The organism is Mycobacterium sp. (assembly GCF_052143115.1).
Lineage (GTDB): Bacteria > Actinomycetota > Actinomycetes > Mycobacteriales > Mycobacteriaceae > Mycobacterium.
This window is the reverse complement of sequence record NZ_JBKQTQ010000001.1, coordinates 1-2,577: the sequence shown is the minus strand read 5'-3', so window position 1 is coordinate 2,577 and position 2,577 is coordinate 1. Positions and strand designations below refer to the sequence as shown.

Sequence of the window (2,577 nt, the reverse complement as noted above, 5' to 3'; positions counted from 1 at the left end):
GATTTTCGAAGCCGGCCGTAGGGTCCGCGTCGGCAGTCAATTCCACTGGCAGGGTCATGATTCACCTCTCGTGTCGCGCCCGAACGGCGTCTATCCGACTACCCGCCTTACATTTGCCTCCGCGCCGACCCACGTCTGCACCGCTGGCAACCATGGCGGGCTCTGGTCACCCGCAGTCCGGCCTTCCGGCTAGCCGGTACCTGGCCGCCGATCAGTGGCCCCGCGCCCCGCCGCGCGGCCCGTCGGTCCCTTGGGTTGCGACCGGCGTCACAGCAGGGCCGCCAATCCTTCCCTACTCGGCGCGAATTTCCTGCTAGCTTCCATGCGATCGGTCCGTCGCTACCCCAAACTGAACTGGTGAGACTAGGTGATCGGATGCGGTGTGTGATCGTCGACGACAACCGCGATTTCCTCGATGCGGCGACGCGGTTGCTGGAGCATCAGGGAATCAGCGTGGTCGCGGTGGCAAGCTCCTCCGCAGAAGGGCTGCAGTGTGTCGAGGACCTGCGGCCCGACGTGACGCTTGTCGACATCGACCTCGGCGACGAGAGCGGTTTTGAACTCGTCGAGCGGCTGCACCGGAACGGGTTCGGCGCCGATATGCCGACTATCTTGATCTCCACGCACGCCGAGGAGGACTTCGCCGAACTGGTCGCCGCCAGCCCGGCTTTGGCCTTCATCCCCAAGGCCGCCCTGTCTGGTGATGCTATCCGCGACGCCCTTGGACTTGCCGGGTAGCGGCACACGCGGCCGGCCAATACGGCGCCGATCCACTGCGGCCACAACCCGCCATGCCCGCGATACCGCTTCGAGCGGCGGCGCGGTTGTGCCGCGCACAGCTCCGGCACGATACCCGCTAGCGCGGTATATCGATTGGCGTTGCCGGTAACGACAGACGTGTGCAAACGCGCCATCCTGAGCAAGAGGACTTGGGCGCAAGTCTGAACGGAACCACGGCATTGCCCAAAGGCAGTTGTTCGAAGAGCGATCAAGCCGAACTTGTTGAGGCCCATTGCCTTCGACGCACTGGGCGACTCCGCTCGTTAGAGTCAACGATAGCGAGGAAAGCACTCATGTCAGACGGCCACAGCTGCTGCCGCGTAACGCCCACGTCCGAAGGTCGACCGGTTAGGCGGGATGGCGCGGGCGCTCAGTCGCGTCTCGGGCGGCCCGGCCGATACCCATCACACCGGGCGGCCCGGGTGCCCGCGCGCCGGCAAAGGCTAGCCCGTGGTGGGTCGTTGATCATGCGCGGCTTGGAGGTCACGCTGTTTGCCGCAGCGATCGGCGCCGCGGTTGCTGTGCTTGCCCATCCACCCGCTGTCGGCACGCGATCCGCAGACTCCAGTTCTGCCATGATGCGGCCGTCCCCCAGCGCATTCTCAATAGAGCAGGTTGCCGCAAAGGTATTGCCCAGTGTGGTGACATTGCAAAGCATCGACGGCAACCTCTCGCGGTTGGGATCTGGTGTCGTTCTCACCACGGACGGGCTGATCATGACCAACAACCACGTCGTGGCAGCGATGAGCGCTGGGCGGCACTCGTCGGTCAGTACCGCTGTCACGTTCAACGACGGCCGCACCGCGCCATTCGACGTGATCGCCGCTGACCCAAAGAGCGACATCGCAATTGGCCGCGCTCGCGATGTTTCCGGGCTCAGCCCAATCTCGGTCGCTTCCTCCGCGAATCTGCGCGTCGGTCAACCAGTGGCGGCGATCGGATCGCCACTCGGTTTGAGCGGCACCGTCACCGCTGGCATCATCAGCGCGCTAAACCGCCTGATATGCCCGGCTACGGATCCGGACCTTCCGCCAAGCGCGTTCTACGCCATCCAAACCGACGCCGCGATCAATCCGGGCAATTCGGGTGGGGCACTCGTTGACATGAACGGCGCGCTGGTCGGCATAAGCGCGGCGGAGTCGGTGGCGCCCAGCGCGGACGGTTCGAATATCGCAGCTCGCGGATCGATCGGCATCGGCTATGCCATTCCCGTTGACGACGCCACACGCATCGCCGCGGAACTGGCCGCCACCGGGCGGGCATCGCACGGCTGGCTGGGAGTTCAGGCCAGCAGCGACCTCTCCGCCCACGGCGCCAGGATCAGCGGGGTGGCAAGCGGTAGCCCCGCGGCGGCGACCGGGCTGACAGCCGGCGCGCTGGTCACCAAAGTCGATGACCAAATCATCGGAAGCGGTGACGCACTGATCGCCGCGGCGCAATCCAAGGAGCCCGGCGCCTCGGTGACTCTCGTCTTCGTCGACAGTTCGGGTCTGCCTATGACCGCGCACGTCACCCTCGGTAGCGACCAGGGTCGACAGTAACGTCAGCCCTCAGAGGCGATCACGCTCAGCACCAACGTCGACGGTCGATCGCATACGCTAGTATCTTCACCGGTCGGAGACGTTACGATGTTGGAGGTCAATGCGTTTCGGCGCTGACTGGCCGCTAATGCTAATGGGCCGCGTCGGAATGCCTACTCAGGCTGATGCGCAAGGAATTTCTGCCGTGAGCGTGGTGCCGTGGCCGACCTCACGGCCGGCGACATCCAAGTGGCCGCCCAGCGCCTCGACGCGGTCC

At 65.2% G+C, this 2,577-nt stretch carries 2 protein-coding genes; both read left to right on the top strand.

Translation table 11 applies throughout. The features are described from left to right. Nucleotides 1-357 precede the first annotated feature (357 nt). Nucleotides 358-738 (top strand): response regulator, encoded by a 381-nt coding sequence (locus ACLQI9_RS00010; RefSeq protein WP_442390688.1) that lies wholly within the window; start codon nt 358-360, stop codon nt 736-738. A gap of 509 nt (nt 739-1,247) precedes the next feature. Continuing rightward, nucleotides 1,248-2,321 (top strand): S1C family serine protease, encoded by a 1,074-nt coding sequence (locus ACLQI9_RS00005; RefSeq protein WP_442384916.1) that lies wholly within the window; start codon nt 1,248-1,250, stop codon nt 2,319-2,321. The last annotated feature ends 256 nt before the right edge of the window (nt 2,322-2,577 follow it).